This window comes from Neobacillus sp. S1115 (genome assembly GCF_055385565.1).
Genome location: NZ_AP038275.1, coordinates 1,265,054 through 1,292,028 on the forward strand (window position 1 = coordinate 1,265,054; position 26,975 = coordinate 1,292,028).

At 40.2% G+C, this 26,975-nt stretch carries 25 protein-coding genes; 23 read left to right on the plus strand and 2 right to left on the minus strand.

The window, feature by feature from the left end; translation table 11 throughout:
• Positions 1-99 precede the first annotated feature (99 nt).
• The 8 genes from cax to rlmD all read left to right on the plus strand — a co-directional run bounded on the left by cax (position 100) and on the right by rlmD (position 9,332).
• Positions 100-1,155, plus strand: a complete 1,056-nt coding sequence (gene cax / locus ACZ5B7_RS06155) for a calcium/proton exchanger (RefSeq protein WP_423801157.1) — start codon at positions 100-102, stop codon at positions 1,153-1,155.
• A gap of 481 nt (positions 1,156-1,636) precedes the next feature.
• Positions 1,637-2,446, plus strand: a complete 810-nt coding sequence (locus ACZ5B7_RS06160) for a YfkD famly protein (protein WP_423801158.1) — start codon at positions 1,637-1,639, stop codon at positions 2,444-2,446.
• 198 nt (positions 2,447-2,644) lie between these two features.
• Positions 2,645-2,845: an SE1561 family protein gene (locus ACZ5B7_RS06165; RefSeq protein ID WP_464493099.1), complete on the plus strand. Its 201-nt coding sequence runs from the start codon at positions 2,645-2,647 to the stop codon at positions 2,843-2,845.
• A 152-nt stretch (positions 2,846-2,997) separates the two neighbouring features.
• The gene (locus ACZ5B7_RS06170) at positions 2,998-4,542 is read left to right on the plus strand and encodes a fumarate hydratase (RefSeq protein WP_464493100.1); all 1,545 of its coding nucleotides are present in this window, start codon (positions 2,998-3,000) and stop codon (positions 4,540-4,542) included.
• A 532-nt stretch (positions 4,543-5,074) separates the two neighbouring features.
• A complete protein-coding gene (locus ACZ5B7_RS06175; protein WP_464493101.1) occupies positions 5,075-6,223 on the plus strand; it encodes a nuclease-related domain-containing protein in 1,149 nt (382 codons plus the stop codon).
• On the plus strand, positions 6,198-6,995 hold the full coding sequence (pdaA, locus tag ACZ5B7_RS06180; protein ID WP_464493102.1) for a delta-lactam-biosynthetic de-N-acetylase: 798 nt from the start codon (positions 6,198-6,200) through the stop codon (positions 6,993-6,995). The genes ACZ5B7_RS06175 and pdaA overlap by 26 nt, the downstream gene beginning before the upstream one ends.
• 75 nt (positions 6,996-7,070) lie before the next feature.
• Positions 7,071-7,937 (plus strand): DNA-3-methyladenine glycosylase family protein, encoded by an 867-nt coding sequence (locus ACZ5B7_RS06185; RefSeq protein ID WP_464493103.1) that lies wholly within the window; start codon positions 7,071-7,073, stop codon positions 7,935-7,937.
• A 15-nt stretch (positions 7,938-7,952) separates the two neighbouring features.
• Entirely contained in the window at positions 7,953-9,332 is a 1,380-nt protein-coding gene (gene rlmD / locus ACZ5B7_RS06190; protein ID WP_464493104.1) for a 23S rRNA (uracil(1939)-C(5))-methyltransferase RlmD, read from the plus strand.
• 126 nt (positions 9,333-9,458) lie between these two features.
• On the opposite strand, the gene ACZ5B7_RS06195 is transcribed toward rlmD, so the two are convergent.
• Positions 9,459-11,012, minus strand: a complete 1,554-nt coding sequence (locus ACZ5B7_RS06195; protein WP_464493105.1) for an ABC-F family ATP-binding cassette domain-containing protein — start codon at positions 11,010-11,012, stop codon at positions 9,459-9,461.
• A gap of 311 nt (positions 11,013-11,323) precedes the next feature.
• Between ACZ5B7_RS06195 and ACZ5B7_RS06200 the strand changes: the two genes are divergently transcribed.
• Both ACZ5B7_RS06200 and ACZ5B7_RS06205 read left to right on the plus strand, forming a co-directional pair.
• Entirely contained in the window at positions 11,324-12,313 is a 990-nt protein-coding gene (locus ACZ5B7_RS06200; RefSeq protein ID WP_464493106.1) for a tRNA dihydrouridine synthase, read from the plus strand.
• Positions 12,303-12,920 (plus strand): YdeI/OmpD-associated family protein, encoded by a 618-nt coding sequence (locus ACZ5B7_RS06205; protein ID WP_464493107.1) that lies wholly within the window; start codon positions 12,303-12,305, stop codon positions 12,918-12,920. Before ACZ5B7_RS06200 ends, ACZ5B7_RS06205 begins: the two co-directional genes overlap by 11 nt.
• A 45-nt stretch (positions 12,921-12,965) precedes the next feature.
• Here ACZ5B7_RS06205 and ACZ5B7_RS06210 read toward each other — a convergent pair whose 3' ends face one another.
• Complete coding sequence (locus ACZ5B7_RS06210) at positions 12,966-13,226, minus strand: hypothetical protein (protein WP_464493108.1); 261 nt, start codon at positions 13,224-13,226, stop codon at positions 12,966-12,968.
• Between the two features lie 286 nt (positions 13,227-13,512).
• Here ACZ5B7_RS06210 and ACZ5B7_RS06215 point away from each other — a divergent pair, with 286 nt between their 5' ends.
• From ACZ5B7_RS06215 to ACZ5B7_RS06275, 13 genes are all read left to right on the plus strand, one after another.
• Positions 13,513-14,292 carry a transporter substrate-binding domain-containing protein gene (locus tag ACZ5B7_RS06215; RefSeq protein WP_213146583.1) on the plus strand — a complete coding sequence of 260 codons (780 nt, stop codon included), beginning with the start codon at positions 13,513-13,515 and terminating at the stop codon, positions 14,290-14,292.
• Positions 14,293-14,352: 60 nt separating this feature from the next.
• Positions 14,353-14,997 carry an amino acid ABC transporter permease gene (locus ACZ5B7_RS06220; protein WP_378587056.1) on the plus strand — a complete coding sequence of 215 codons (645 nt, stop codon included), beginning with the start codon at positions 14,353-14,355 and terminating at the stop codon, positions 14,995-14,997.
• Positions 14,994-15,722: an amino acid ABC transporter ATP-binding protein gene (locus ACZ5B7_RS06225; RefSeq protein ID WP_277398292.1), complete on the plus strand. Its 729-nt coding sequence runs from the start codon at positions 14,994-14,996 to the stop codon at positions 15,720-15,722. Before ACZ5B7_RS06220 ends, ACZ5B7_RS06225 begins: the two co-directional genes overlap by 4 nt.
• Positions 15,723-15,982: 260 nt before the next feature.
• Positions 15,983-18,244 carry an ATP-binding cassette domain-containing protein gene (locus ACZ5B7_RS06230; RefSeq protein ID WP_464493109.1) on the plus strand — a complete coding sequence of 754 codons (2,262 nt, stop codon included), beginning with the start codon at positions 15,983-15,985 and terminating at the stop codon, positions 18,242-18,244.
• 206 nt (positions 18,245-18,450) lie between these two features.
• Positions 18,451-19,626 (plus strand): sulfite reductase subunit alpha, encoded by a 1,176-nt coding sequence (locus ACZ5B7_RS06235; RefSeq protein WP_464493110.1) that lies wholly within the window; start codon positions 18,451-18,453, stop codon positions 19,624-19,626.
• A 158-nt stretch (positions 19,627-19,784) separates the two neighbouring features.
• On the plus strand, positions 19,785-20,156 hold the full coding sequence (locus tag ACZ5B7_RS06240) for a YkvA family protein (RefSeq protein WP_464494442.1): 372 nt from the start codon (positions 19,785-19,787) through the stop codon (positions 20,154-20,156).
• 35 nt (positions 20,157-20,191) lie between these two features.
• The gene (locus ACZ5B7_RS06245) at positions 20,192-20,845 is read left to right on the plus strand and encodes an oxidoreductase (protein ID WP_464493111.1); all 654 of its coding nucleotides are present in this window, start codon (positions 20,192-20,194) and stop codon (positions 20,843-20,845) included.
• Between the two features lie 62 nt (positions 20,846-20,907).
• Complete coding sequence (locus ACZ5B7_RS06250) at positions 20,908-22,065, plus strand: DUF4317 domain-containing protein (protein WP_464493112.1); 1,158 nt, start codon at positions 20,908-20,910, stop codon at positions 22,063-22,065.
• 105 nt (positions 22,066-22,170) lie between these two features.
• Positions 22,171-22,986 (plus strand): Cof-type HAD-IIB family hydrolase, encoded by an 816-nt coding sequence (locus ACZ5B7_RS06255; protein ID WP_464493113.1) that lies wholly within the window; start codon positions 22,171-22,173, stop codon positions 22,984-22,986.
• Between the two features lie 143 nt (positions 22,987-23,129).
• Positions 23,130-24,161, plus strand: coding sequence for an ABC transporter permease (locus ACZ5B7_RS06260; protein WP_464493114.1), 1,032 nt, complete (start codon positions 23,130-23,132; stop codon positions 24,159-24,161).
• A gap of 1 nt (position 24,162) precedes the next feature.
• Positions 24,163-24,849 carry an ABC transporter ATP-binding protein gene (locus tag ACZ5B7_RS06265; protein WP_464493115.1) on the plus strand — a complete coding sequence of 229 codons (687 nt, stop codon included), beginning with the start codon at positions 24,163-24,165 and terminating at the stop codon, positions 24,847-24,849.
• A 33-nt stretch (positions 24,850-24,882) separates the two neighbouring features.
• Complete coding sequence (locus ACZ5B7_RS06270; RefSeq protein ID WP_464493116.1) at positions 24,883-25,560, plus strand: response regulator transcription factor; 678 nt, start codon at positions 24,883-24,885, stop codon at positions 25,558-25,560.
• A complete protein-coding gene (locus ACZ5B7_RS06275; RefSeq protein WP_464493117.1) occupies positions 25,560-26,936 on the plus strand; it encodes a sensor histidine kinase in 1,377 nt (458 codons plus the stop codon). The genes ACZ5B7_RS06270 and ACZ5B7_RS06275 overlap by 1 nt, the downstream gene beginning before the upstream one ends.
• The last annotated feature ends 39 nt before the right edge of the window (positions 26,937-26,975 follow it).

Consider the following 26,975-nt stretch of genomic DNA (forward strand, 5'->3'; position numbering starts at 1 on the left):
ATTCCTTGAAATGGTAATCTTTAGTTTGAAAAATTTGGGCATAATGGAAAGAAAGATAAAAAAGAGAAGCGATTAAAATACATATATGGAGGGAAATCGGTGACAAATAAAATTTTTATGCTGCTGACATTTATCGGGGTCCCCGTTTCAGTTATTGGGACACTGATGCATTGGCCAAGTATTATCCTATTTATTATTTACTGTTTAACAATCATTGCATTATCAAGCTATATGGGGCGGGCAACGGAAAGCTTGGCCATTGTGGCTGGGCCGCGCATCGGCGGACTGTTGAACGCCACTTTTGGAAATGCCGTCGAACTGATTATCTCCGTATTTGCCTTAAAAGCGGGGCTTGTCGGGGTTGTCCTTGCATCGTTGACAGGTTCGGTGCTCGGGAATTTGCTGCTCGTGGCAGGTCTGTCTTTCTTTGTCGGCGGCTTAAAATACAAACGGCAGAAGTTTAATGTCTATGACGCCCGCCATAATTCCGGATTGCTAATGTTTGCGGTGATGATTGCATTTGTTATTCCAGAGGTTTTTTCAATGGATATGAATGATACTAAGAAATTATCTCTGAGTGTCGGCATTTCGGTTATTTTAATCCTGCTTTACCTCGCAGCTTTATTTTTTAAGCTTGTTACGCATCGTGGGGTTTATCAAAGTGATAACGAGGCCCAGCATCATGATGAAGAGCCGGAATGGGGGAAAGGAAGAGCCATCCTGGTGTTGCTTATAGCAACGCTTGCGGTTGCCTACATTTCCGAGAATCTCGTTCATACCTTCGAATTTGTGGCGGAATCCTTTGGCTGGTCGGAGCTGTTTATTGGGATTATCATTGTGGCTATCGTCGGAAACGCGGCAGAGCATGCCTCAGCGGTGTTAATGGCCTTTAAAAATAAAATGGACGTAGCTGTGGAAATCGCCATTGGCTCCACTTTGCAGGTTGCGATGTTTGTTGCCCCGGTTTTAGTGTTAATTTCCTTGTTATACGAAAAATCTATGCCGTTACTATTCAGCTGGCAGGAACTAATCGCGATGGTTTCATCGGTATTATTGATGGTTGTCATTTCCAACGATGGTGAAACCAACTGGTTCGAAGGTCTGACCTTACTTGCCGCCTATGTCATTATGGGGATTGGATTCTACCTAATATAATTATTTTCAGTAAAAAGACTCCAAGCCGATTGGCTTAGAGTCTTTTCTTTTTATATGGGTTAAGTCTTATGTTCTGGGCCGAGCTTTCTTTCATAATATAGGGAAATTCATCAATCGCTATTACTATTACTTGGGACCATCAACCACCAACCTTCATGTTTAATTTATGAAAACACGACTGTTGAATGCATATATAAGAGTATCCCAACCTCCTTAATAATAATAATTAATTAAACTAAGTCAGCTTTGTCGATTGATTGCAGCCCTCCTTTTTGAAAGTTAAGTTTATTATAACTTGCAATCTGAATTTTGTAAATGTTCAGATTATTACATTTTTATTACTTTTTGACCGCGCAGATAGATACAGAATTAGGACACTGAGAAAATTTGCAAATGCAGTACTTGCCAATGGATAATATGGCCCAACTCCGAAGAAACTACTAGCAGATTATTTTTGCTATTTGCGAAAGGAGTTTTTCTTTTGAAAAAAATTGCCTCGGGTCTTTTAATTTTTGTTTTAATGATTTCTTTCATACCGTCTGTCTTCTCTGAAAAAACTGCTGTAAAAAAGGAACCGATAAAGACCCAAATTCCATCCTCGGTTAGGAATATCACAAAGGAAAATACATATCCTAATTCGACTCAGGATTTGCCTTTTCTACAGCCAAGTGATTTGACAAAAAAACTTATAAATTCTTCAAAGGTCAAAATTGAAAACCCTGACCTTATTCGCATGCTTAACGAATCAAGCATAAACGGCACACCGTTTGCTGTCGGCTACCGCGCCATCATTTACCTTGGCCAGTGGCCGTTGAACTATGAGTCTTTGGAAACCTCGACGAACTGGGAGTATCAAAAAATCAATACGAATTACTTTGATAACCGCGGCGGCAACGCCCCATATCAAATTAAATATGTTCAGGAAGCACAGAAAATTGTCAGAGGCGGTTTAACGGCCAAAATTCCAAATGCCGAAGATGTGAAGAAAATGATTCTTTTAAAGGCAATGCAAAAAACGAATTTGCCGCTCTCATTTGATACAATTATCGGTGCCGGTACAAAGAACGATCACATTTATAACATCCCTTCAAACCGGCTTGGTTACCTTTATGCTTATGCGCCTGCCGTGAATGAAAAGGGAAAAGTAACGTATGGTGAAGTCTACTTAATGTTAAAAGGAAACCGCAAATTCATTGTCATCAAAAACGTAACCTCACAGGGAATCGGTGCATGGATTCCTGTGCAGGACTATGTTTCCTTTGGATTTCTCGCTTCCGAACGTCCACGCTAAATTTATTTTGAACTAGCTCCTGCCAATGGTTTCGGCAGGAGCTTTTTTAGCTAATAGGAATATATAAATTCAACTACCTCTGTCATCGTCCTATCGGACTCCCCAATCGGCGAGTTTTCATTTTAAAAAAGAAGATTGCAAAACCACTGAAATTTGGTTAGGATGAGAAAGGCAATTGAAAAAAAGGAGCGAATTTCGATGGGCAGTCCCACTCATGATAAAAATTCCCAATTAGACTTTTTAAAGCATCGTCTTAATATGTTTCTCGACATTCTAGAAGCCATTGACCCGGAAGATACCGATGTAGACGATATTGACCGTCTGATTACGATGATTGACGAGCTGGAATCAAAAATAAGAGAATTCAATAACCGTGAATTAAGTGAGTCTGTTAATTAGCAGGCTCTTTTTTTTTGAGAAAAAGTTTCCACGAAATCGATTACATCCAAATCCTTTAATTCTTTCGCCTATAGGAGTATAATTATAACCGTCAAAAAGTTGTAAAAATTTATGCATAATTAGGGGAAAATAGGGAAAGGGGAAACAGACACGTGAATATCGAGAAATTCCAAGAAAGCATGTACGAGCTAGTTGTTGAAACTTCCACAAAGCTGCCAAAGGATGTGCGCCGCGCTATCAAAGCAGCGAAGGAACAAGAAAATGCCGGGACTCGCGCTGCGATGAGTCTAGCGACCATTACCAACAACATTAAAATGGCGGACGACCAGGTATCACCAATCTGCCAAGATACAGGACTTCCTACTTTTAAAATTAAAACTCCGGTTGGTGTCAACCAATTAGAAATAAAAGAAGCTATTAAAAAGGCGATTGTTCAAGCAACAAAAGAGGGCAAACTACGCCCTAACGCTGTTGACTCTTTGACAGGTGAGAACAGTGGCGACAACCTAGGCGCCGGCGTTCCGGTTGTTAAATTTGATCAATGGGAAAAAGAATATATTGATGTGAAGCTGATTTTAAAAGGCGGCGGCTGCGAAAACAAAAACATTCAGTACAGCCTGCCTTGTGAATTAGAAGGACTTGGACGGGCTGGCCGCGACCTTGATGGGATTCGCAAGTGTATCATGCACTCTGTTTACCAGGCACAGGGACAAGGCTGTTCTGCAGGCTTCATCGGCGTCGGCATCGGCGGCGACCGTTCCTCTGGCTATGATTTAGCAAAAGAACAGTTATTCCGTTCGGTTGATGATGTGAATCCTAATGAAGATCTTCGTAAATTGGAAGAGTATGTACTTGAAAATGCAAATAAATTAGGAATCGGTACAATGGGATTCGGTGGCGAAGCAACTTTGCTAGGTTGTAAAATCGGTGTCATGCACCGCATTCCTGCCAGCTTCTATGTGTCTGTTGCTTACAACTGCTGGGCATACCGCCGCATGGGTGTTTCCGTTAACCCTGAAACTGGCGCAATTGTTGAATGGGCTTACCAAGACGGCGAGTTCATTGATTTCGCACAAGATGAGGCAGAACAAGAAGTTGCTGCTGCTTCTGAACAGGAAGTCATCACTTTGCAGGCGCCAATTACTGAAGAGCAAATTCGTGCTTTGAAAGTCGGTGACGTTGTGCAAATCAACGGCTTGATGTACACTGGCCGCGATGCGATTCATAAGTATTTAAGCGACCATGACGCACCTGTTGATTTAAACGGTCAAGTGATTTACCACTGTGGCCCGGTTATGCTGAAGGATGAAGCCGGCGTATGGCACGTGAAAGCTGCTGGCCCGACAACAAGTATCCGTGAGGAGCCTTACCAAGGCGACATCATGAAGAAATTTGGCATCCGCGCTGTTATCGGTAAAGGCGGAATGGGCCCTAAGACTTTGGCTGCTTTAGCAGAGCATGGCGGTGTTTATTTGAACGCCATCGGCGGCGCTGCCCAGTACTATGCTGACTGTATCAAGGGTGTCGAAGGCGTTGACCTAATGCAATTTGGTATACCTGAAGCAATGTGGCATCTGCGTGTTGAGGGCTTCAAAGCGGTAGTTACAATGGATTCGCATGGCAACAGCTTACATGCTGATGTTGACAAATCATCCTTGGAGAAATTGGCCCAGTTTAAGGAGCCGGTTTTTAAATAGGTAACTTTGGATAGATTCGCTTATGCGGGTCTATCTTTTTTTTGTGCAGTTACCTATTTTTAAAAGTAAAATGTCATGACGAGAGGGAATTATGTAGTGAAGTTCTGGATTTATGTTGTGAGGGATTCAAATTATGTAGAGAGAATGTACCTGGTTTAGCGGTTTGCCTATTTTATTCCTAAAAATGTCGTGAGAAGAGGAATTTATGTAGTGAACCCCAGAAAATATGTTGTGAGAGATTCAAATTATGTAGAGAGAAGGTATCTGATTTAGAGATTTACCTGTTTATTCCAAAAAATGTCGTGAAAGTAGGAATATATGTAGTGAACCCCCGAAATTATGTTGTGAGAGGTTCAAATTATCTAGAGAGAATGTACCTGATTTAGAAATTTACCTATTTATTCAAAAAAATGTCGTCAGAAGAGGGATTTATGTAGTGAACCCCCGGAATTTAGTTGTGAGAGGTTCAAATTATGTAGAAAGCAGGAATAAAGGGGAAAACAAAAATACCAATTTTTTATCCTAAGGATAAATGACAAAAAGTGTTCATAAGTATTATGAATTTGTAGTAGGGATATCAAAAATTTGTAGAGAAATGTATGTTAATAAAATTAAAGGAGGAATTTTTTTGTTTGACAGAGATATTATGGTCCCAAAAATCCTGCTCCAAACTGAGGCGCTTGAAGGGAGAATACCAATTAACCATCCGAAAATACCAGATGTTAAAATGAAGATAAAATCTTTGAAATCTGGATATAACGGGGAAAAAGCAATTAATCACTACCTTAAGCAAATCCCCAGTTACAAGTATCATATTTTCCACGATATACGCTTGCCCTATGGTGAAACGTACTTCCAAATTGATGCCGCGCTCCTTTCGAAAAAAATCTTACTCATGCTTGAAGGGAAAAATCATTCAGGAACACTCCAAATTGATCCTTTGCAAATGACCCAAACTTATAACGGCATGAGGGAAACATATGAGAACCCTATCACACAAGCGAATCGACACAAGATTTTATTAAATTCCTTTTTTAATCAGTATCAAATTCCTTTTATTCCAATTGATTTTTTTGTCCTCATTACTAGACCTTCCACCGAAGTGAATATTAAAACTGGTTATAGGGAAGCTGAGGAAAAGGTTCGAAGAGTGGGTGACTTATTAAGGGTAATTGAGTTCACTGAGAAAATTTTTAAGAAGGATGTAATAAACAATAACACGATAGAAAACATAATAGAGGTATTATTAAAAAACCATACTCAAAAGGAAACAGATGTATTAAAAATGTTTGGCATATTCAGAAACGAAATTATTCCTGGTGTGATATGTCCAAGATGTTTACATACGCCTATGAATTATCATAGAATGAGCTGGATTTGTCCCATATGTGAGTTTGTTTCCTATGATGCCTTTTTAAAAGCAATTAATGATTATTTTCTAATTATTAGCCCAACTATTACAAACCAAGAATTATGTAGTTTTCTTCAACTGCCTTCCTCAAGAATCGCCACCTATATTTTCTCTATATTAAATCTCCCCTATACAGGAGACAGGAACCATCGAATTTATTATGAGCCCCAAATACCTTTATATCCCAATTATGTTTTCCCCCCGAGAACAAACACTATAAAAAACAATATTGGGGGAAACTTGGATGAAAAAATTATTGTGCTTACTTAGCATAATGGTTCTATTGTTACCGACTCTTACATATGCGGCGTTGCCGAATCGGCCGATACATTGGGGGTTTAAAAAAGCAGTTGATGAAGTGCCACCGGAGGCAGGGGCGGAATATGATGAAATTCTTGCTAAATACGGGGCAGTTTACAAAGGTGACCCGAATAAAAAAATCATCTATCTTACCTTTGACAGCGGCTATGAGAACGGACACCTCCCTAAGATTCTTAAGGTCCTAAAAAAAGAAAAAGTGCCGGCGACTTTTTTTGTGACTGGGCATTTCCTGCTGTCGCAGCCGGAACTCTCTAAACAAATAGTTGATGAAGGGCACATCATTGGGAATCATTCCTGGCACCATCCTGACTTTACCCGCGTTAGTGACGAAAGGGTCCGCACAGAATTGCGCAAAGTAAGGGATAAAACCAAGGAGATAACCGGTCAAAAAGAAATGCACTATCTGCGCCCGCCGCGTGGTGTTTTTAGTGAAAGAACGATGCAAATTGCAAAAGAAGAGGGCTTCACACATATTTTCTGGTCCCTGGCTTTCGTCGATTGGAATGTAAACAGCCAAAAGGGCTGGCATTACTCATACAACAATATGATGAAGCAAGTTCATCCAGGTGCAATCATTCTCTTACATTCCGTTTCGAAGGACAACGCGGATGCTCTTGAAAAAACCATCCAAGATATGAAAAAGAAAGGATACAAATTCAAAAGTCTCGACCATTTGATGAAGAAACCGAATGAAAAGAAGAAGAAAGCGAAGAAGAAGTAACCGAATTTCATTGAAATTCGGTTTTTTTCAATTTCATGCTATAATACGGGGAAAATACTAAAGGATGGAGCCCATATGTGGCAAGAAACTATACGTATTGACGGTCCGTATAATTTTGACAGTGTATTGGAAAGACATGCGCCGGATCCTTTGAAGGTGCTCGATTTAGCCAAACGTACAATTCGAATCCCGATAGTAATCGGGAGCAGTTCACATGCAGTACAGGTAACGGCAGCTGGAACAATCTGCGAACCGGCGTTCATCGTTTCAGGAAAAAGCGATACCGACAAAGATGCAATCATCCAGCGCATAGCGGAAATTTTTCAATGGAATGTTTCTTTAGCAAATGTCCATGACCACTTTGAAAAAACAGATTTAAAGGAAATATTCGATTCTTTCGTTGGCACCCCGCTGGTTCTAGATTTCGATTTGTTTGGGTCGTTATTAAAATGCATTATCCACCAGCAAATAAATATGAAATTTGCTTATACCTTGACCGAGCGATTTGTCAAAACGTTTGGTTATGAGATAGATGGAGTATGGTTTTTCCCACAACCGGAAACAACTGCTAGGTTAACGGTGGAAGAGTTAAGACCACTGCAAATCAGCAGCAGGAAGGCTGAGTACATGATTGGAATTGCCAAAGAAATCGTCGAAAATGGCCTCGACTTAGACGCCTCGAAAAACCAATCGGATGAGGAAATTTTTGAACGGCTAATGAAAATCCGCGGCGTCGGCAGATGGTCGGTGGAAAATTTCTTATTGTTCGGACTGGGCCGTCCAAATCTTTTTCCATTGGCTGACATAGGCATACAAAACGCTATCAAGAAACTATATCAGCTCGAAAAAAAGCCGTCCTATGAAGAAATGGAACAATACAAACAAGGCTGGGAGCCTTATTTAAGCTATGCTTCCCTTTACTTATGGAGAAGCATCGAATAATTTGGAGTGAACTTTATGAAAACAGAACAACATATCAAAATACAACCTAAACAGACCTTCCCGCTGACCATCAAAAGACTTGGCATTAACGGCGAAGGTGTAGGCTATTTTAAAAAGCAAGTCGTGTTTGTGCCAGGTGCGCTTCCAGGCGAAGAAGTTGTCGTGGAGGCAACAAATATCCACCCGAAACATGCTGAGGCAAAAATTAAGAAAATCCGCATTAAGTCGCCGCATCGAGTAAAGCCGCTTTGCCCGGTATATGACCAATGCGGAGGCTGCCAACTGCAGCATTTACAATATGACCAGCAGCTTAAGGAAAAGCGTGATATCGTAATTCAATCGCTTGAACGCCATACAAAGCTCAACATTGAAAAACTTGATATCCTTGAAACCATTGGAATGGAAGACCCATGGGGATATCGAAACAAGAGCAGTTTTCAAGTGAAGGCAATAGATGGCAAGGTACTTGCTGGGCTTTATGGCCTTAATTCCCATCAATTGATTAATATTGACGAATGTGCTGTGCAGCATTCACAAACAAATGAAGCAACATCAGCGGTTAAAAGGATTTTAGAGGAATTAAAAATTCCTATTTATAATGAAAAATCCAGAAAAGGTATTATTCGAACCATTGTTACACGGGTTGGCATTCAAACAGGCGAACTACAAATAGTCCTAATCACAACACAAAAAGAATTACCAAAAGTGGACATCATCATTCAGGAAATCCAAAAACGTCTTCCAAATGTGAAATCAATTATTCAGAACATAAATGGGCAAAAGACGTCGCTTATTTTTGGCGAGGAAACACTTCCGTTAGCGGGTGAAGAGTTTATCCAAGAAACACTAGGAGATCTTCAATTTGAGCTTTCTGCAAGGACGTTCTTTCAATTAAATCCAGTTCAGACCGTAAAGCTTTATAATGAAGTGAAAAAAGCAGCCGCGCTGACTGGTCAAGAAAAAGTAGTAGATGCTTATTGTGGAGTGGGCACTATCGGGTTATGGCTCGCCGATCAGGCAGGAGAAGTCCGTGGAATGGACGTCATCCCAGAATCGATTGAGGATGCGAAGAAAAACGCAAAGCGTCACGGATTGAACAATACAAAATATGTACCTGGAAAGGCAGAAGAGGTCCTGCCAAAATGGGTCAAAAAGGGTTGGAAGCCCGATGTCATTGTTGTCGATCCACCTAGAACAGGTCTTGAGGGACAGTTAATTCAAACCATCCTTCAGGCAGAACCAACAAAGCTCATTTACATCTCATGCAATCCATCGACCTTGGCAAAAGACATTCAAACGTTAAGTTCCAAATATGATGTGAAATATATACAGCCAGTGGACATGTTCCCGCAGACGGCGCATGTGGAAGCTGTTGCAAAATTAATATTAAAATAGATAGAACCTCATTCTAACTTTAGATTGGATGAGCTTTTTTAAGAAATCTTAGTATATTTTTATTAAAAAATTTAGATGGTTTTGTAAAAAGGGGTACCCAAGTGTTGGGTACCCCTTAATCTTTAATTAAAACACTTTGGTAGTCCAATCCTCACAATTCCAAATATCGGTCGCAATTTCACGATAGAAATCAGGTTCGTGGGATACCATCAAGATACTTCCGCGATATGCCTTTAAAGCACGCTTCAATTCTTCTTTTGCGTCCACATCTAAGTGATTGGTAGGTTCGTCTAGGATTAATAAATTCGTTTCTGTGTTAATAATTTTACACAAGCGAACTTTGGCTTTTTCGCCACCAGAAAGGACTTCGACTTTACTTTCAATATGTTTTGTCGTTAATCCACATTTTGCAAGAGCAGCTCGGACTTCAGCCTGATTCATACTTGGGAACTCGCTCCAAATCTCTTCAATACAAGTGTTGTAGTTGGACTGTTTAACTTCCTGCTCGAAGTAACCAATGTGTTGATACTCACCACGTTCCACTTTACCCGAAATGGGATCAATCAACCCAAGAATACTTTTTAAAAGAGTAGACTTACCAATACCATTTGCACCTACGAATGCAATTTTTTGTCCTCGTTCCATTTTTAAATTCAGAGGGCGGGAAAGTGGTTCATTGTAACCAATAACAAGATCTTCAGCCGTGAAAATATAACGACTAGCTGCACGAGCTTCTTTGAAGTTAAACTCTGGCTTCGGCTTCTCTTTCCCTAATTCAATTACTTCCATTTTGTCGAGCTTCTTCTGACGAGACATCGCCATATTACGAGTCGCAACACTTGCCTTGTTACGAGCAACAAAATCCTTTAAATCAGCTATTTCTTGTTGTTGACGCTTGTAAGCGGACTCTAGCTGTTGCTTCTTCATTTCATATATTTTTAAGAAGTTATCATAGTCACCAACATAGCGATTCAACTCTTGGTTTTCCATGTGATAGATCAAGTTAACAACATTGTTTAGGAATGGAATATCATGTGAAATCAAGATAAATGCATTCTCATATTCCTGTAAATAGCGCTTCAACCATTCGATATGCTGTTCATCCAAATAGTTCGTAGGCTCGTCTAGTAATAGGATTTCAGGCTTTTCTAGCAAAAGCTTAGCTAGCAAAACTTTCGTACGTTGCCCACCGCTAAGATCATCTACATCTCGATCGAGTCCAACATCGTCTAATCCTAGACCACGGGCAACTTCCTCCACTTTTGCATTAATTCGATAGAAATCATTACTATCTAAAGTTTCTTGCAGCTCTCCAACTTCTGCAAGTAATGCATCAATATCAGCGCCTTCATCGCCCATTTTTGCATAAAGCTCATTGATCTCTGATTCAGCATCAAAAAGATATTGAAAAGCAGTACTCAAAGCTTCACGCATCGTAGTACCTTTTTGAAGTACAGCATGCTGGTCTAAATAACCTACACGAACTTTTCGTGACCACTCAACTTTCCCCTCGTCGGGCTGCAACTTCCCCGTAACAATATTCATGAAAGTAGACTTACCCTCACCATTCGCTCCAACTAGTCCAACGTGCTCTCCTTTTAAAAGTCGAAAAGACACATCATTAAAAATCGCACGATCACCGAAACCGTGACTTAAATTTTGTACGTTTAATACGCTCATTTTTTTAACTCCTTATCTAATGTCACATGTGGATATCTTACTAGATTTTGTCTGCTTTTTCTATCTGGAATTAATTTCTTGAGAAAAATTAATTCGATTTTTGGGCGGAATTGCAGTCTGTAGCATTTACCAAGTCGCAGGACTGGGTTTATTCTTATTTCGGAAATCAACCATCGCCTGAAAGGAACATTTTGTGTTTGAAAATAAGTTATAAAGCATGATATAAGTGTAAAAGAAGTAAAACTTTTGGTTTTATATTTTTTGGCCTAGTGCGTGAAATTATATCCATTATGAGAGGATTTGAGTTTGAATTGATAGATAATTTTTGGCGTGATTTACCACGACCATTTTTTATTCTTGCACCAATGGAAGATGTGACAGATGTTGTTTTTCGTCACGTAGTAAGTGAAGCGGGTCGACCGGATGTATTTTTCACAGAGTTTACAAACTCGGATAGCTATTGTCATCCAGAGGGCATGAAAAGTGTGCGTGGCCGTTTGACTTTTACAGAAGATGAACAGCCAATGGTGGCACATATTTGGGGGGATAATCCCGAATATTTCCGCCAAATGAGTATTGGCATGGCAGAGCTAGGATTTAAAGGCATCGATATTAATATGGGCTGCCCTGTACCGAATGTGGCATCGAGAGGGAAAGGCAGTGGCCTTATTCTGCGTCCAGACGTTGCGGCAGAACTTATTCAAGCAGCTAAAGCGGGCGGGCTGCCTGTCAGCGTGAAAACACGACTTGGCTATAAAGAAGTTCAGGAGTGGGAGGAGTGGCTAACGCATATTTTAAAACAGGATATTGCCAACCTTTCAATTCATTTACGTACACGAAAGGAAATGAGCCAAGTAGATGCGCATTGGGAGCTAATTCCGGAGATCAAAAAATTACGTGACCGTATTGCACCAAATACGCTACTAACAATCAATGGAGATATTCCTGACCGGCAAACCGGGCTGCAACTTGCTGAACAATATGGTATTGATGGCATTATGATCGGACGAGGTATTTTTAAAAATCCTTTTGCTTTTGAAAAAGAGCCAAAAGAGCATAGCAGTAAAGAATACCTTGATCTTTTAAGACTGCAGCTTGATCTACAAGATCGCTATGCGGAAGTACTGCCGCGTTCAATCACAGGGCTTCACCGCTTTTTCAAAATTTATGTCAAAGGGTTCCCAAGAGCTGCTGAATTAAGAAATCAATTAATGAGCACGAAATCAACAGATGAAGTACGTGCATTGCTTGATCATTTTGTGAAAAATATTGATGAGTCGGTGACAGTGAATGAATCCTAAGGTTGATAAATATTTAATTGATGGCTGTATGCGCTGCTCGCTGGGAGCTACTCCCGACTGTAAAGTCAACAATTGGCAGGAAGAATTAAAGAAATTAAGAATGATTGTTCTTGACTGCGGGTTGACAGAAGAATTGAAATGGGGAGTTCCTTGTTACACATTTCAGAAAAGTAATGTACTGATAATAAGTGCTTTTAAAGAATACTGTTCGCTTAGTTTTTTCAAAGGTGCTCTGTTAAAAGATGCCCATCGGATTCTAGAAAAGCCAGGGGAAAATACGCAAGCGGGACGCCTGGTAAAGTTCACCAATGTTAAGCAAATAGTTGAGCTCGAACCAGTCTTAAAAGAGTATATTTATGAAGCCGTTGAAGCGGAAAAAGCTGGTTTGAAAGTGAATACTAAAAAGAATCCAGAGCCAATTCCTGAAGAACTTCAAAATAAATTTGAGGATATCCCTGCCTTGAAAACTGCATTTGATGCATTGACGCCGGGGCGGCAAAGAGCATACATTCTTCATTTTTCAGCACCCAAACAATCCAAAACCCGGGTGTCAAGGATTGAAAAATGTATGGAGAAAATTCTCGCTGGAAAGGGATTAAATGATTAGTTGATTCGATGAAAATAGCCGTTCCAAATGGAACGGCTTTGTCTTTTATTTAATCCGAAATAATTCATATCCATTCCCTTTGGTTATCCATTTTTGTTTTTTTTCTTTATCGCTTAATGCTTGATGAAGCTTAAATAGCGCTAAGTTTTTAGCTGTTTCATGGGTACTGCCATAACAATCATGAACGGTTAGTTCCCCATTCGTTGCAGAGATAATGTATCTATCTTCGTCAAGCCAAATACGATATCTAACTTTCCCGTGCCGATACCAAATCCAATTCCGAATTTTCTTTATCAACCACGGCATTAAATTCACCCCACTTTCTCTTACTTTTAAAATTCAACATTTGTTATGTGCTTCCTATAGAATGATTTGGATATATTGTGACGTTTTCAAAAAACCTAATAACAAAACTATTTTTGTTATATATAAATAATAAAATCTGAAAATTAGTAAAATAAAAAATAGTGGAATACTTTAAAAATATTCAATTTACCAAAAACTAATAGTTTTATATGATTTTTAGGTATGATATATTAATAAAGTATTAATGTTTTATCTATTAAAAATAATCTAAAAAGGGGTACATTGAATGAAAAAGATTGGTTTATTTAGTTTATTTTTAATCCTTACGATCTTTATCGCAGCATGCGGAAGCAAGGAAACATCAACATCCGGAGAGAAAGCGAAAGATGAAAAGGTATATAAGGTTGGAGTAGATACCACTTACCCTCCATTTGAATATAAAGAGGGAAATGATTATAAGGGTATCGATATCGATTTGATTAATGCAATCGCGAAAAATCAGGGTATTAAAATTGAGCTTAATCCAATGGATTTTGGTGGAATTATTCCAGCTATGCAAGCTAATCAGCTTGATGTAGCCATTGCCGGAATGAGTATTACAGATGAAAGAAAAAAGGTAGTAGATTTTTCAACACCGTATTTTGATGCAGGATTAACAGTTGTTGTTAAAAAAGACAATTCAACTATTAAATCAGTTAATGATCTTAAAGGGAAAACTGTTGCCGTTAAAAAAGGAACAACGGGTGCCAAATATGCAGAAGATAATGCATCGAAACTAGAAATTAAAGTCGTTCAATTCAACGATAGCCCGGCAATGTTCCAGGAAGTTTCTAATGGAAATGCAGATGCGCTTATCGAAGACTATCCTGTAATTTCTTATGCTATTGCCCAAAAAGACCTTGGTTTGAAAATCGTTGGTGATCGCTTAAATGGCGACCAATATGGAATTGCTGTCCTAAAAGGACAAAACCAGGATGTATTAAAGAAGATTAATAAAGGCCTTGAAGAACTCAAAAAAGACGGAACCTACGATAAAATTGTAGAAACATACCTTGGCAAAAAATAAATATCAAATATAGGGCGCGCTCACAGCGCGCTTTTTATTCTAGAAAGGGGATGAAAAAGAGTGGATATAATTACGGCAGCATTACCAATATTATTAAAAGGACTTGAAGTCACACTTTATATATTTGTTATTGCTATTATTCTAGGGTTTTTAATTGGTTTATTAATGGCCTTGTTACGTCTTGCTCCGTTTAAAATCTTGAATTGGATTGCGAAGGTATATGTCGATGCGATTCGTGGAACTCCATTTATCGTGCAGTTATTTTTTATTTATTTTGGAGTAAATTCACTGCATTTGGTTTCCCTAAACAATACGACAGCGGGTATTATTACTGTAGCGATCAATGCTGGGGCATATTTTGCAGAGATTATCAGAGCGGGTATTCAATCAATTGATAAGGGGCAAACAGAGGCAGCTAGGTCGATTGGTTTTACGTCTGCACAAACGATGCGTTTCATTATCCTGCCTCAGGCGTTTAGAAGGATGCTCCCTACTATTACAAACCAATCCATTATTAGTTTAAAAGATACTTCTCTTTTATCGGTTATTGGTATTGCTGACTTAACACAACAGGGTCAAATACAGGCTGCTGCAACCTTTGAAGCCTTTAAAATTTGGCTGACTGTAGGTGTCATTTATTTTATCATTATTTATCTATTAACCATACTTGCTAACTTTATAGAAAGGAGGATCGAGATGCGATGAGCATTATTACTGTAAAAAACTTAAGAAAATCATTCGGGAACCTAGAGGTATTAAAAGATATTAATGCTGAGGTTCAAGAGAAAGAAGTTATCTGTGTAATCGGTCCTTCTGGATCGGGAAAGAGTACATTCCTTCGCTGCTTAAACCGCCTGGAGGAAATCTCGGGCGGCGAGGTAGTGATTAACGGACATAATATCACTGACCCGAAAATTAATATCAATAAAGTCAGGCAGGAAGTGGGAATGGTCTTCCAGCAATTTAATCTGTTCCCTCATAAAACTGTTTTAGAAAATATCACGTTAGGGCCGATTAAAATTCTTTCTAAAGATAAAGCGGAAGCTGAAAAAAAGGCTCTTGAGTTACTTGATAAGGTGGGACTTAAAGAAAAAGCAGGCAGCTATCCGGGAGAACTGTCCGGCGGACAAAAACAGCGGGTTGCCATCGCAAGGGCGCTGGCCATGAATCCAAAAATCATGCTTTTTGACGAACCAACTTCTGCACTTGACCCGGAAATGGTAGGGGATGTATTAGAAGTTATGAAACAGCTTGCCAAAGAAGGTATGACGATGGTGGTTGTGACGCATGAAATGGGATTTGCCCGAGAAGTTGGAGACCGTGTCATTTTCATGGATGGCGGGTATATTGTCGAAGAAAATGAACCGAATCAGTTATTCGGCAACCCACAGCATGAGAGAACGAAGGCTTTCTTAAGCAAGGTGCTATAAACAAAAATAGTAAGAGAATAAGAGGCGAAACCTTAAAAGAAAAATGGGGGTTCGCCCTTTTTGTGTGATCAATACTTTTGAAGCTTAATCCTATAAACTTGATGATAGGAGAATAAAACAAATACCATTTGTCAAAAATAAAAAATTAATAGCAGAAATATCATTAGATTTTCAGTTTACAAGTTCAATTAATAAGTTATGAAACGCATAAACAGATTCGGATCGATAATGAGCTTAATACGAGTAAAGGAAGTTATTTTATGACCCAAGAATATATAGAAATCCGCGGCGCTCGCGAAAATAACCTTAAAGATGTATCTTTACGTATTCCCAAGCGCAAAATCACTATATTTACTGGAGTATCCGGTTCTGGCAAATCGTCAATCGTTTTCGATACCGTTGCCGCCGAATCCCAGCGTTTGCTGAACGAAAACTTCAGTACTTTCGTCCGGACCTTTCTGCCGCGTTTTCCGCAACCGGATGCAGACGCGATTGAAAATCTTAGCATGGCAGTTGTCGTCGACCAGAAACGATTAGGTGGAGGTTCCCATTCTACAATGGGCACGATTACCGATATCTCGCCTCTTCTCCGTCTTCTCTTCTCCCGTGTGGGTCAGCCTTATGTCGGAAGTGCGTCGAGTTTTTCCTTTAACGATCCGCAAGGTATGTGTCCAGTTTGCACCGGTATTGGTCGCAGTATGTCCGTCGACATGAGTAAGGCACTGGACATGTCAAAATCGTTGAATGAAGGGGCCATCATGCTGCCGGGCTATTCGGTTGACAGCATGGAATGGAACATGATCCTTCAGTCGGGGTCATTCGATCCCGACAAGAAGCTCCAGTGTTATTCGGAGGAGGAGCTGAAACAACTTCTGTACAGCAAGGCGAGGAAAGTGCCGACGCAGTTTGGCGGGAAGACAGTGAATATTACAGTGGAAGGCGTCCTCGAGAAGTTCACCAACAAGTACATCAAAAAGGATTTAAAGACGTATTCCGAGCGCACACAACAAACAGTTGCTCCGTACATCTCCGAGGGAGTTTGCCCAAGCTGCCACGGTGCGAGACTCAGTCAGGCTGCACTGGGATGCCGGATCAATGGACTCAACATAGCGGAAATGTCCGCTAAGGAGGTGGGTCAGCTAATCCGCATTCTTCGGGAGATTGATGACGAGAGCGCCGCTCCGGTCGTCAAGTCGCTGACGGAGCGGCTGCAGCATCTGGTGGATATCGGACTAGATTATTTGACGCTGGACCGTGTGACTGATACATTGTCCGGCGGAGAGTCGCAGCGCGTCAAGATGGTGAAGCATCTTAGCGGCAGTCTGGTGGATGTCACTTACATCTTCGATGAGCCCAGCGTTGGCCTGCACCCCCGTGATGTTCACCGGTTAAATGGGTTACTTCAAAAGCTTCGCGACAAGGGCAATACCGTTCTTGTTGTTGAGCATGATCCCGATGTAATCAAAGTGGGAGATCATATCGTCGACGTCGGGCCTCACGCCGGCACACGCGGCGGTACCATCGTGTATGAGGGAAGCTTCCCAGGCCTGCTGGAGTCAGGCACACTGACAGGCACTCATATGAAGCGGCCGCTCCAGCTAAAGCAGACCTCACGGCAGCCATCAGGCAAGCTGTCTATCAAGGATGCCACACTGCACAATCTAAGGAACGTGAGTGTAGATATTCCAACCGGAGTGCTAACAGTCGTAACGGGTGTCGCCGGCTCAGGCAAGAGTACACTAATTAACGACGTATTCCTCAGCCAGCATTCGGATGCAATCGTCATCGACCAATCGGCGATAGGAGTGTCAACACGCTCGAATCCCGCGACCTACACAGGCATTATGGATGATGTGCGCAAGGCGTTTGCTTCTGTGAACAAAGTCAACCAAGGATTGTTCAGCTTCAATTCCAAGGGGGCTTGCGAGAACTGTCAAGGGCTGGGTGTTGTGTATAAGGACCTTTCATACTTCGACAGTGTAAAGCTGCCATGTGAAGTATGCGAAGGTAGACGGTTTAAGGAAGAGGTGCTCGAGTACAAGCTGAACGGCAAATCAATTGCAGATGTGTTGGAGCTGACCGTGGAGCAGGCGTTGGATTTTTTTCAGCTAAAAGAGGTTGTGAAAAAGCTTCAGGCGATGAGTGATGTGGGGTTGAACTATCTAACACTCGGTCAGCCGCTTAGCACGATCTCTGGCGGGGAATGTCAGCGGATCAAGCTTGCAAGCGAGCTGCATAAAAAGGGAAGCATTTACGTGATGGACGAGCCGACGACCGGCCTGCATATGTCAGATATCGGTCACCTTTTAGGAATCATGAACCGCCTCGTGGATACCGGTAATACGGTGATTGTCATCGAGCACAACCTCGACGTGATCAGCCAAGCGGATTGGATCATTGATATGGGACCGGACGGAGGCAGTAAGGGCGGCCAGGTTGTTGTCGAGGGTACACCATCAAAAATCATCAATTCGGAGCAGTCGATCACGGGAAGATACTTGTTGGAACATATTAAAAGTTAAACTTACGTATGTTTAGGGATAATAATTAACATTAATAGGAGATAGCCATTTATTGACTATCTCCTTCTTTGCATCATTAAGTCCTACCAAAGAAAAGAATTTTTTCAATAATTTTAAAATTATTTACCAGTGTGTGTGAAACGACACATCTGATATGATAGTGATATGTTATCTTAGATATATATTACTTTTGGAGGTAATGGGAAATGCAACTTACTTTAGAAAATACTAAAAATACCAAAAGTGACATCCAGCCATTTTCAAGGACCAATCCTTTTCAGGCGAAGGTTCTAAAAAATATTAATTTAAATGGGTCAGGCTCTAGTAAAGAAACAAGGCATATTGAGTTATCATTAAAAGGCTCAGGCCTTTCTTACAATCCAGGTGATGCACTTGGCGTTGTCCCTGCAAATGACCCGGAACTTGTGGCAGCCCTTCTTGAGGAAATGGCCTGGGATGAAGAGACGGAAGTAACGGTTGGCAAGCAGGGTGAAACACTGTCCCTTAAGGAAGCGCTGACAAGCTATTTTGAAATTACACTGCTATCGAAGAAAATTTTACAACAGGCAGCAACATTCACTGAAAACGAAGATTTGCAAAAACTTATTTTGGTTGAAAATGCAGCTCAGTTAAAGGAATATTGCTATGGGCGAGACCTGCTCGATATGCTACGTGATTTTGGCCCATGGAAGGCATCTGCACAGGAGATCGTTTCTTTATTAAGAAAAATGACACCGCGCCTCTATTCTATTGCAAGCAGTATTGCTGCTAATCCGGATGAAGTTCATCTAACTATTGGAGCTGTTCGCTACACTTCACATGGACGTGAGCGAAAAGGGGTTTGCTCTGTTTTATGTGCAGAACGTGTTCAAGAGGGAGATACCTTGCCAGTATTTGTTCAGGCAAATAAGCATTTCCATTTGCCGGAGTCGGGTGATACAGATATTATTATGGTTGGTCCAGGGACAGGCATTGCACCATTCCGTTCTTTTATCCAGGAACGTGCCGTTAATAAAGCAGCTGGCCGCACATGGCTGTTCTTTGGGGACCAGCATGCAGCATCAGATTTCCTATACCAAGCAGAGTTGGAAACCTATCAAAAAGATGGGGTTCTGACAAAGCTAGATACTGCCTTCTCCCGCGATTCAGATCAAAAAGTTTATGTACAGCATAAAATGCTTGAACATGGCAAAGAATTATTTGAATGGCTGGAAAAGGGCGCTTACTTCTTCGTTTGTGGAGATAAGGAACATATGGCGAAGGATGTTAATGATGCGCTAATTTCTGTGATAGAAAAAGAAGGCTCGTTTGACCGTGAGGCAGCTGAGGCATATCTGAAGGAGCTGCAGAAGCAAGGACGTTATCTGCGCGATGTTTATTAAAATAAATAGATGTTAAATACATTTAGAAAGGAACCTTTCGTTCGATTGGACGAGGTTCCTTTTTTACTTAATGATAATAAATTGAGGTAAAATAATGATATGAACAAATGAAAGGATTGTGGAAAGTGGCTAATAACGAAGAAGATATCAAAAAGCAAATGGAAGCCTCTGGTGAGAATTATTCCGACGATAAGTTCTGGGATAAATTAAAGAAATTTGCCAAAAAAGCGGGTTCATCCGTTGTATATGCAGTTTTGCTCTTATATTATACACTTCAAAAACCGGAAGTACCGGCTAAAGCAAAAGCCATCATTATCGGCGCTTTGGGATATTTCATCCTGCCATTTGATTTAATTCCTGATGTTGCGGTCGGTGTCGGGTACACGGATGACTTAGGAGCGTTAGGAGTCGCGCTATTGCAAGTTGCTATGTACATTGATGAGGACATAAAAAATAAAGCAAAAGAAAAACTTAAAGATTGGTTTGGCGATCACGTCGACACATCAGATATTGACAAAAAGCTTGTTTAAAGGATTTTTAACGGGAAATTGGGAGGAATAATAAGATGAATCGAAAAGCAGTTGTTGCTGGGGCGACCGGCTTGGTAGGAAAGGAGCTCGTAAAGCTTTTACTAAACAATCCGGAATACACAGCTGTAACGCTTATTGTCCGGCGGCCAACAGGGATTGCCCATCCAAAGCTGCAGGAGAAGATCGTCGATTTCAACCGATTGGAGCAATCCGATGTAGATTTGACGGGAGCGGATGTGTTTTGCACTCTTGGAACGACGATTAAAAAAGCAGGCAGCCAAAAGGCTTTCCGCTTGGTAGACTATGAATATCCGCTAGCACTTGGCCGAATGGCAAAAGCCCAGGGGGCAAAGCAGTTCCTCCTAATAACATCAATGGGAGCAAATCCCGCATCCCGGACATTTTACATTCGCGTGAAGGGAGAGGTTGAGAAGGAATTGCGTGAACTTGGTCTTTCCGCATTACACATTTTCCGGCCATCGCTTTTACTTGGTAACCGGGAGGAATTTCGATTCGGAGAACGCATTTCGGCAGTCTTTTCTAGTATACTGTCACCGCTCTTCTTAGGAACACTGAAAAAGTACAAGCCTGTTCATGCGGAAACAGTAGCAGGTGCAATGCTTCGTATTGCGCAAAAAGGCACTTCAGGAATCCACGTATACGAATCAAACCAAATTGTACAAGCATAGCTAGCTTAGAGGTTTCCGAATATTTTTTTAGACAGTATAATCAGGGATGGGAGATGAGACAAATGAATAAAAAAGACATCGCTAATATCCGCAAGGAATTTAAATTGGACAATTATCGAATGAACATTCGTGAAATCTTCAATGTTTACGTTCAAAAAGAATCAGGTGAGATTTATCACCAAGTCAGCCAGCCATTTCAAATGCTAGAACAGGAAACGCAGGAATTGTTTTTGAAAAACTTTAAAAAAGTTTTGACTGGCCAACTTGATGCCAAATTGTTTGAGCTGAAGTTCACGCGTGATGTGGAAGACAGTACACAATCATTCCTCTACGAAGGATTGCAGGCGGACTCGGAAGACTGGCAAGAATACATGCTGGAAATTGTCACAAAAATGTTTGCGCGTGGGGCCTATGAATTTGATACAGTTGTAACATTTATTCGGGCGGAATACCGAAAACAGACGAAGAAGCGGAACCAGGAGTCCGAAGAAGGCGGGGATGATGAGATTTATTCCAGCGGAATTATCCTTTGCAGCCTCAATAAAACCGATCAACCGAAAAAGGCATTAATGTTTGATTATATCGAGAAAGAATTCAAATCCTATAACTTTGTGGATCCTATTATTAATTTAGACTCCCCATTATCAGGTTTTCTGTTCCCTGCTTTTAATGACAATGCAGCAGATGTGAACCATATTCTTTACTGTGCTGGGAAAGCAAATCAACCTGATTTCACATTTATTGAAGAGGTTCTCAATTGTGAAGACATCATTACGGCTCAGGAAGATAAGGACAGTTTTGATCAGGTCTTAAAAGAGGTAATAGGGGACGAAGTAGATTCCGCGGTTATTTCAAATGTTTACGAGGAAATCGATAGGGTAGTACAAGAGAATATAGAAAACGAGGAAAGTGAAATCCCTACATTGGACTATCGGGACATCGAACGGATCTTAACAGTCAGCGGTGTCGAAAATATCGATACAGCCAAAGTGGAGCATGCCTTCAAAAGTGTCGTTGCTGATGAAAAGCATGAGTTCAAGGCAAGCAGTTTAGTCCCGAAATCGATAAAAATAAGCACCAAGATTGCCGATGTAACGATTAATCCGAAAGACTTGAAAAACGTAAAATACATAACATACGAAGGAAAACGCTGCCTATTGCTGGAGGTAGATGAAGAAGTAATTGTTGAAGGTTTTCGACTAGAATCGAATACACTTTAATAGGGCCCTTTAAGGTCCTTTTTCTTTGATTGACATGAAACCCGTTTCATAAATTAGACTAATAAATGATCAGGAATGAAGGATTGCTAAAATGAAAATTTGGGAATGTTACAAAATAATTATACTTTGAAAGTGGGAACAAAAGTGAAACAAAGCGTGATTTTTTTCGATATAGACGGAACGCTGCTTGACTCAAAAAAAGAGCTTCCTGCAGCAACCAAAGAGGCCGTTCTTGAATTAAAGGAACTGGGACATATTGTCGCAATTGCTACCGGACGGGCTCCTTTTATGTTTGAAGATTTGCGAGAAGAATTGGATATCAATACATTTGTAAGCTACAACGGACAATATGTTGTGTTAAACGGGGAAGTTTTATATACCAATCCACTGAATACGACTTCATTGGAAAAACTAACGGAAACGGCGCTTATAAATAATCATCCCGTTGTCTTCATGGACCATGAGGATATGAAAGCCAATGTGCCGGACCATGCCTACATTAATGAAAGCATTGGAACATTAAAAATCGATCGAACTCCTACGCACGACCCGCACTATTACAAAGGGCGAGATTTGTTTCAAACGCTCCTGTTTTGTACGGAAGGTGAAGAAAAACAATACGAACGGGATTTCCATGACTTTGATTTTATAAGATGGCACCCCCTCGCTGTTGATGTTCTTCCAAAGGGAGGGTCAAAAGCAAAAGGAATTGAAAGGATCGCTGAAAAACTAGGAATTCCTCCGGAACGGCAATATGCCTTTGGCGATGCACTGAATGACTTGGAAATGCTCACAACCGTAGAGAATAGTGTGGCAATGGGGAATGCTGAAGAAAAGGTGAAAAAAGCCGCAAAATATGTAACCAAATCCGTTGATGAAAATGGAATTTTCCACGGCCTGAAAATGGTCGGGTTACTATAAAGGAATGGCAATCTAAAGAAAAGAAACAGTTTCTAAACTAGCGATTAGAAATTGTTTCTTTTTTTTATGTAACCTCCTGTTCATCGTCAGTTCACACAGCGATTATAAACTAAGAATGTCATTAAGGAAATGGAGGTATGAACATGAACATTGCTTGGAAAGAAATGAAGAAAAATAAAGCACGGTTTTTGATATTAGGGTCAATCGTTTTTCTCGTCAGTTTACTCACGTTTATTATATCTGGTTTGGCCAATGGATTATCACAAGATAATGCAGCATTAATTAAAAATCTGCCCGATGGAACATTTTATATGACCAAAGATGCAGATAAAAACTATAACCTTTCAAGAATAAATCACAGTATCCAAGAAAAAGTTTTAAATCAGCAAAAAAACGCTGCAGCCATTTCCATTCAAATGGGATTTTTGATTGACAGTGATGGGAAGCAGCGAAGCGCCGCCTTTGTTACTTCGACTGATTCAAGGCTGTTTAAAAATGTGAAAAAGGGAGAAATCATCCTGGACAAGTCGATGAAAGAAGATGGTATTAAAATAGGTGAAACTTTTACAAACAATCAGTATAATGGCAAGTTTGTTGTTAAAGGCTTTGTGGACAACCAAAAATTCAGCCATGCACCAGTTGCCTTTATTAATATGGAGGACTTCAAGGAAATGTACCGGGTTAACGATATGCAATTGATCTTTATACCTGGAGGGGATGGGGCACAATTCGCAGGCTTACAAGCTTTTTCGAACAATCAGTTTCTGAGCACGATTTCGAGTTATAAAGCTGAACAGATGTCCCTCAATATGATCATCTGTTTTTTGGTAGTCATTAGCGGAATGTTGTTTGCCATCTTTTTCTACATGATGAACGTTCAAAAAATGGGATTGTACGGTATTCTTAAAGCCATTGGTGTCAAAACGAGTGCGTTGTTTAAAATGATGTGGACTCAAATGGTTTTTATAACAGCCATTTCGCTTAGTTTATCTGTTGTCCTAAGCCAAATCTTTAATATGGCGGCACCTAAAGGATTGCCTTTTCATCTAACCCTTGAAACAACAGTACAATTGTCCATCATTTTCCTATTGATTGGCTTTATTGGGGCTACACTGTCGGGTATACAAATAAAAAAAGTCGAGCCATTGCAGGCGATTCAACAAGGAGAGATATAATATGACTATATTTACAATTGATGAAGTACGGAAAACTTTTTCAATCGGTGAAATTAACGAGGAAATCCTGAAGGGAATTAGCCTTTCTTTAATAGAAGGTGAGATAACCGCCTTAGTGGGTGCTTCAGGTTCCGGGAAAAGCACACTGCTTACGATAGCGGCAGGACTCCAGCCGGCTTCAGACGGGCAAGTAATATTTGAGGGGCAAAATATAACTTCGATGAATTCAGAGCAGGTGCGACAAATCCGAGCTAATCATTTCGGGTTCGTCTTTCAATTTGCCCATCTGGTACCTTTTCTGACCGTAGAAGAGCAGTTAATGCTAATGTTGGATGTATCGGAATCTAAACTAAAGAAACATGAGCAAAAAAAGGAAATTGTTAAAATCCTAAAATTAGTTGGAATGGATCATCGGAAAAATGCTTACCCGGCTTCTTTATCCGGTGGTGAAAGACAGCGGGTTGCCATTGCCCGCGCCATAATCCATAAACCAAAAGTCCTCTTTGCAGATGAACCCACTGCCAGTTTAGATTCAAAAAGGTCTAAAGATGTGATGACGTTAATCAGCAATTTAACAAAAACGCTTAACATAACGACCTTAATGGTGACTCATGATGAAGAAATGCTGTCATTTGCTGACACTATTATTAAAATGAGTGATGGACAGATTTTACCAAGTGCAGTTTAATTTTTACAGATAGAAAAAATAGGAGAACCATGAATGCCAAATATTTTAATTGTTGACGATGATATCAATATATTAAAGCTATTAAATATTCACTTAACTGAACAAGACTATACGGTATTCCAGGCGAAGAACGGAATGGAAGCATTGGAGATGCTGAAAAAGGATGCTTGTGATATAGCAGTAGTGGATGTGATGATGCCGTTTATGGATGGCTATGATTTAACAAAAGAGATTCGTAAAGATTACGATATTCCAGTTATTCTTTTGACGGCAAAAAATCAAATCGAAGATAAGGAGCAGGGATTTAAAGCAGGAACCGATGATTATCTCGTTAAGCCCTTTGAACCTAGGGAGTTAACATACCGCATTAAAGCGTTGTTAAGGCGATATAATCATCAAATAGATGAATCGATCCTAAGAATTGGCAGTACAACAATCAACAAAAAGAGCTATGAAGTTCAGATTGGGAACCGAACATTACTCTTGCCTTTAAAGGAATTTGAACTTTTATATTATCTTGCAGCTAATCCTAAGCAAGTGTTTTCAAGAGAACACCTGATTGAACAAATCTGGGGCTTGGATTATGAAGGGGATGCGCGGACCGTTGATGTTCATATAAAAAGATTACGAGAACGGTTTTCTAAGTTGACGCATGACTTTCAAATAAAAACAATCCGCGGTGTTGGATATCTATTGGAGGTCCACCATTAATGAAAACACTTTATGTGAAATTTATCGTGATTACGATTGGAATGATGCTGATAAGCTTTATCTTAGCTTTCCTCGTCTCCAATATCTATTACCAGCAGAAATTGAAGCCTTATAATGACGATAAAAACACAAAGGTGGCACTAGATATTGCTTCCTTTGCGGAGGCGCATCCTGAGGTAAGCCTGACGGAGTATCTAAAAAGCATCACTAAAGTCGGTTATCAAATATGCCTTGTCGATAAGGATGGAAACCGAATCTTTTTGGGAGACCCGTTTCGGGATAAAAGTCTTCCAGTTTCCACTCAACAGGATGTATTAAGTGGCGATATTTTTCACGGGATGCTTCATTTTCCTCAGGAAACATTTGTTACGGGCTTTTTTGCTGATGAGCTAAAGAATACGATCGGTGTTCCATTGCAACATAAAGGAAAAAACTATGCTCTTTTTATTAGGCCGGATATCAAGTTCCTTTTCAACGAGATGCACATTTTATTTGGTTGGATCCTTGTACTGGCAATTACTTTAACCATTGTGATGGTCCTAATTAATACAAAATATTTAGTGAAGCCAATTTCTAACCTGACAAAAGCCACAAAATCACTGGCAAACGGCGATTTTAATGTGGAATTGGATAGTACCCGCCATGATGAGTTAGGGGAACTTTCCGAAAGTTTTTCGCGGATGGCGAGAAAGTTAGCACAAATGGAAGACATGAGAAAGGAATTTATCTCGAATATTTCTCATGATATCCAGTCGCCGCTTTCCAATATTAAAGGATATACGAACCTATTAGAAAATCAATCGTTAAGTAAAGAAGAAAGAAAACAATTTTTATCTATTATTAATGGTGAAATTAGCAGGCTTTCCACCTTAACAAAGCAATTATTGCTCCTCGCCTCGCTAGATCGAAATGAGGATATTTTAAGGGAAAATCCATTTAATGTTGGCGCGCAAATCAAGGAATTGGTGCGAAATCACCAATGGGCAATAAATGAAAAAGAGATCATGCTAAGCTATTCCCTGCCGGATATCGAGATTGTCGGCGACCCATCCATGCTGAATACGGTCTGGGATAACCTTCTGTCCAATGCTATGAAATATAATAGACCAAATGGGACTATTGATATTTCGATTGAAAAAAGAGGGAAATTCGTTTACGTGACTTTTGAGGATACAGGAATAGGGATGAATAATTTGGAATTAGAAAGGATCTTTGACCGCTTTTATCGGGCAGACAAGGCACGAACTCGAACCATTGAAGGGACAGGGCTCGGTTTATCAATTGTTAAGAGAATTATCGACCTGCATGGTGGTCACATTGATGTAAGAAGTAAAGAAAATAAAGGGACTGCTTTTATAGTTGAATTACCTGTTTGATAATGTTTAATTTAAAAAGAGGATAGCTGAATAAAAGCA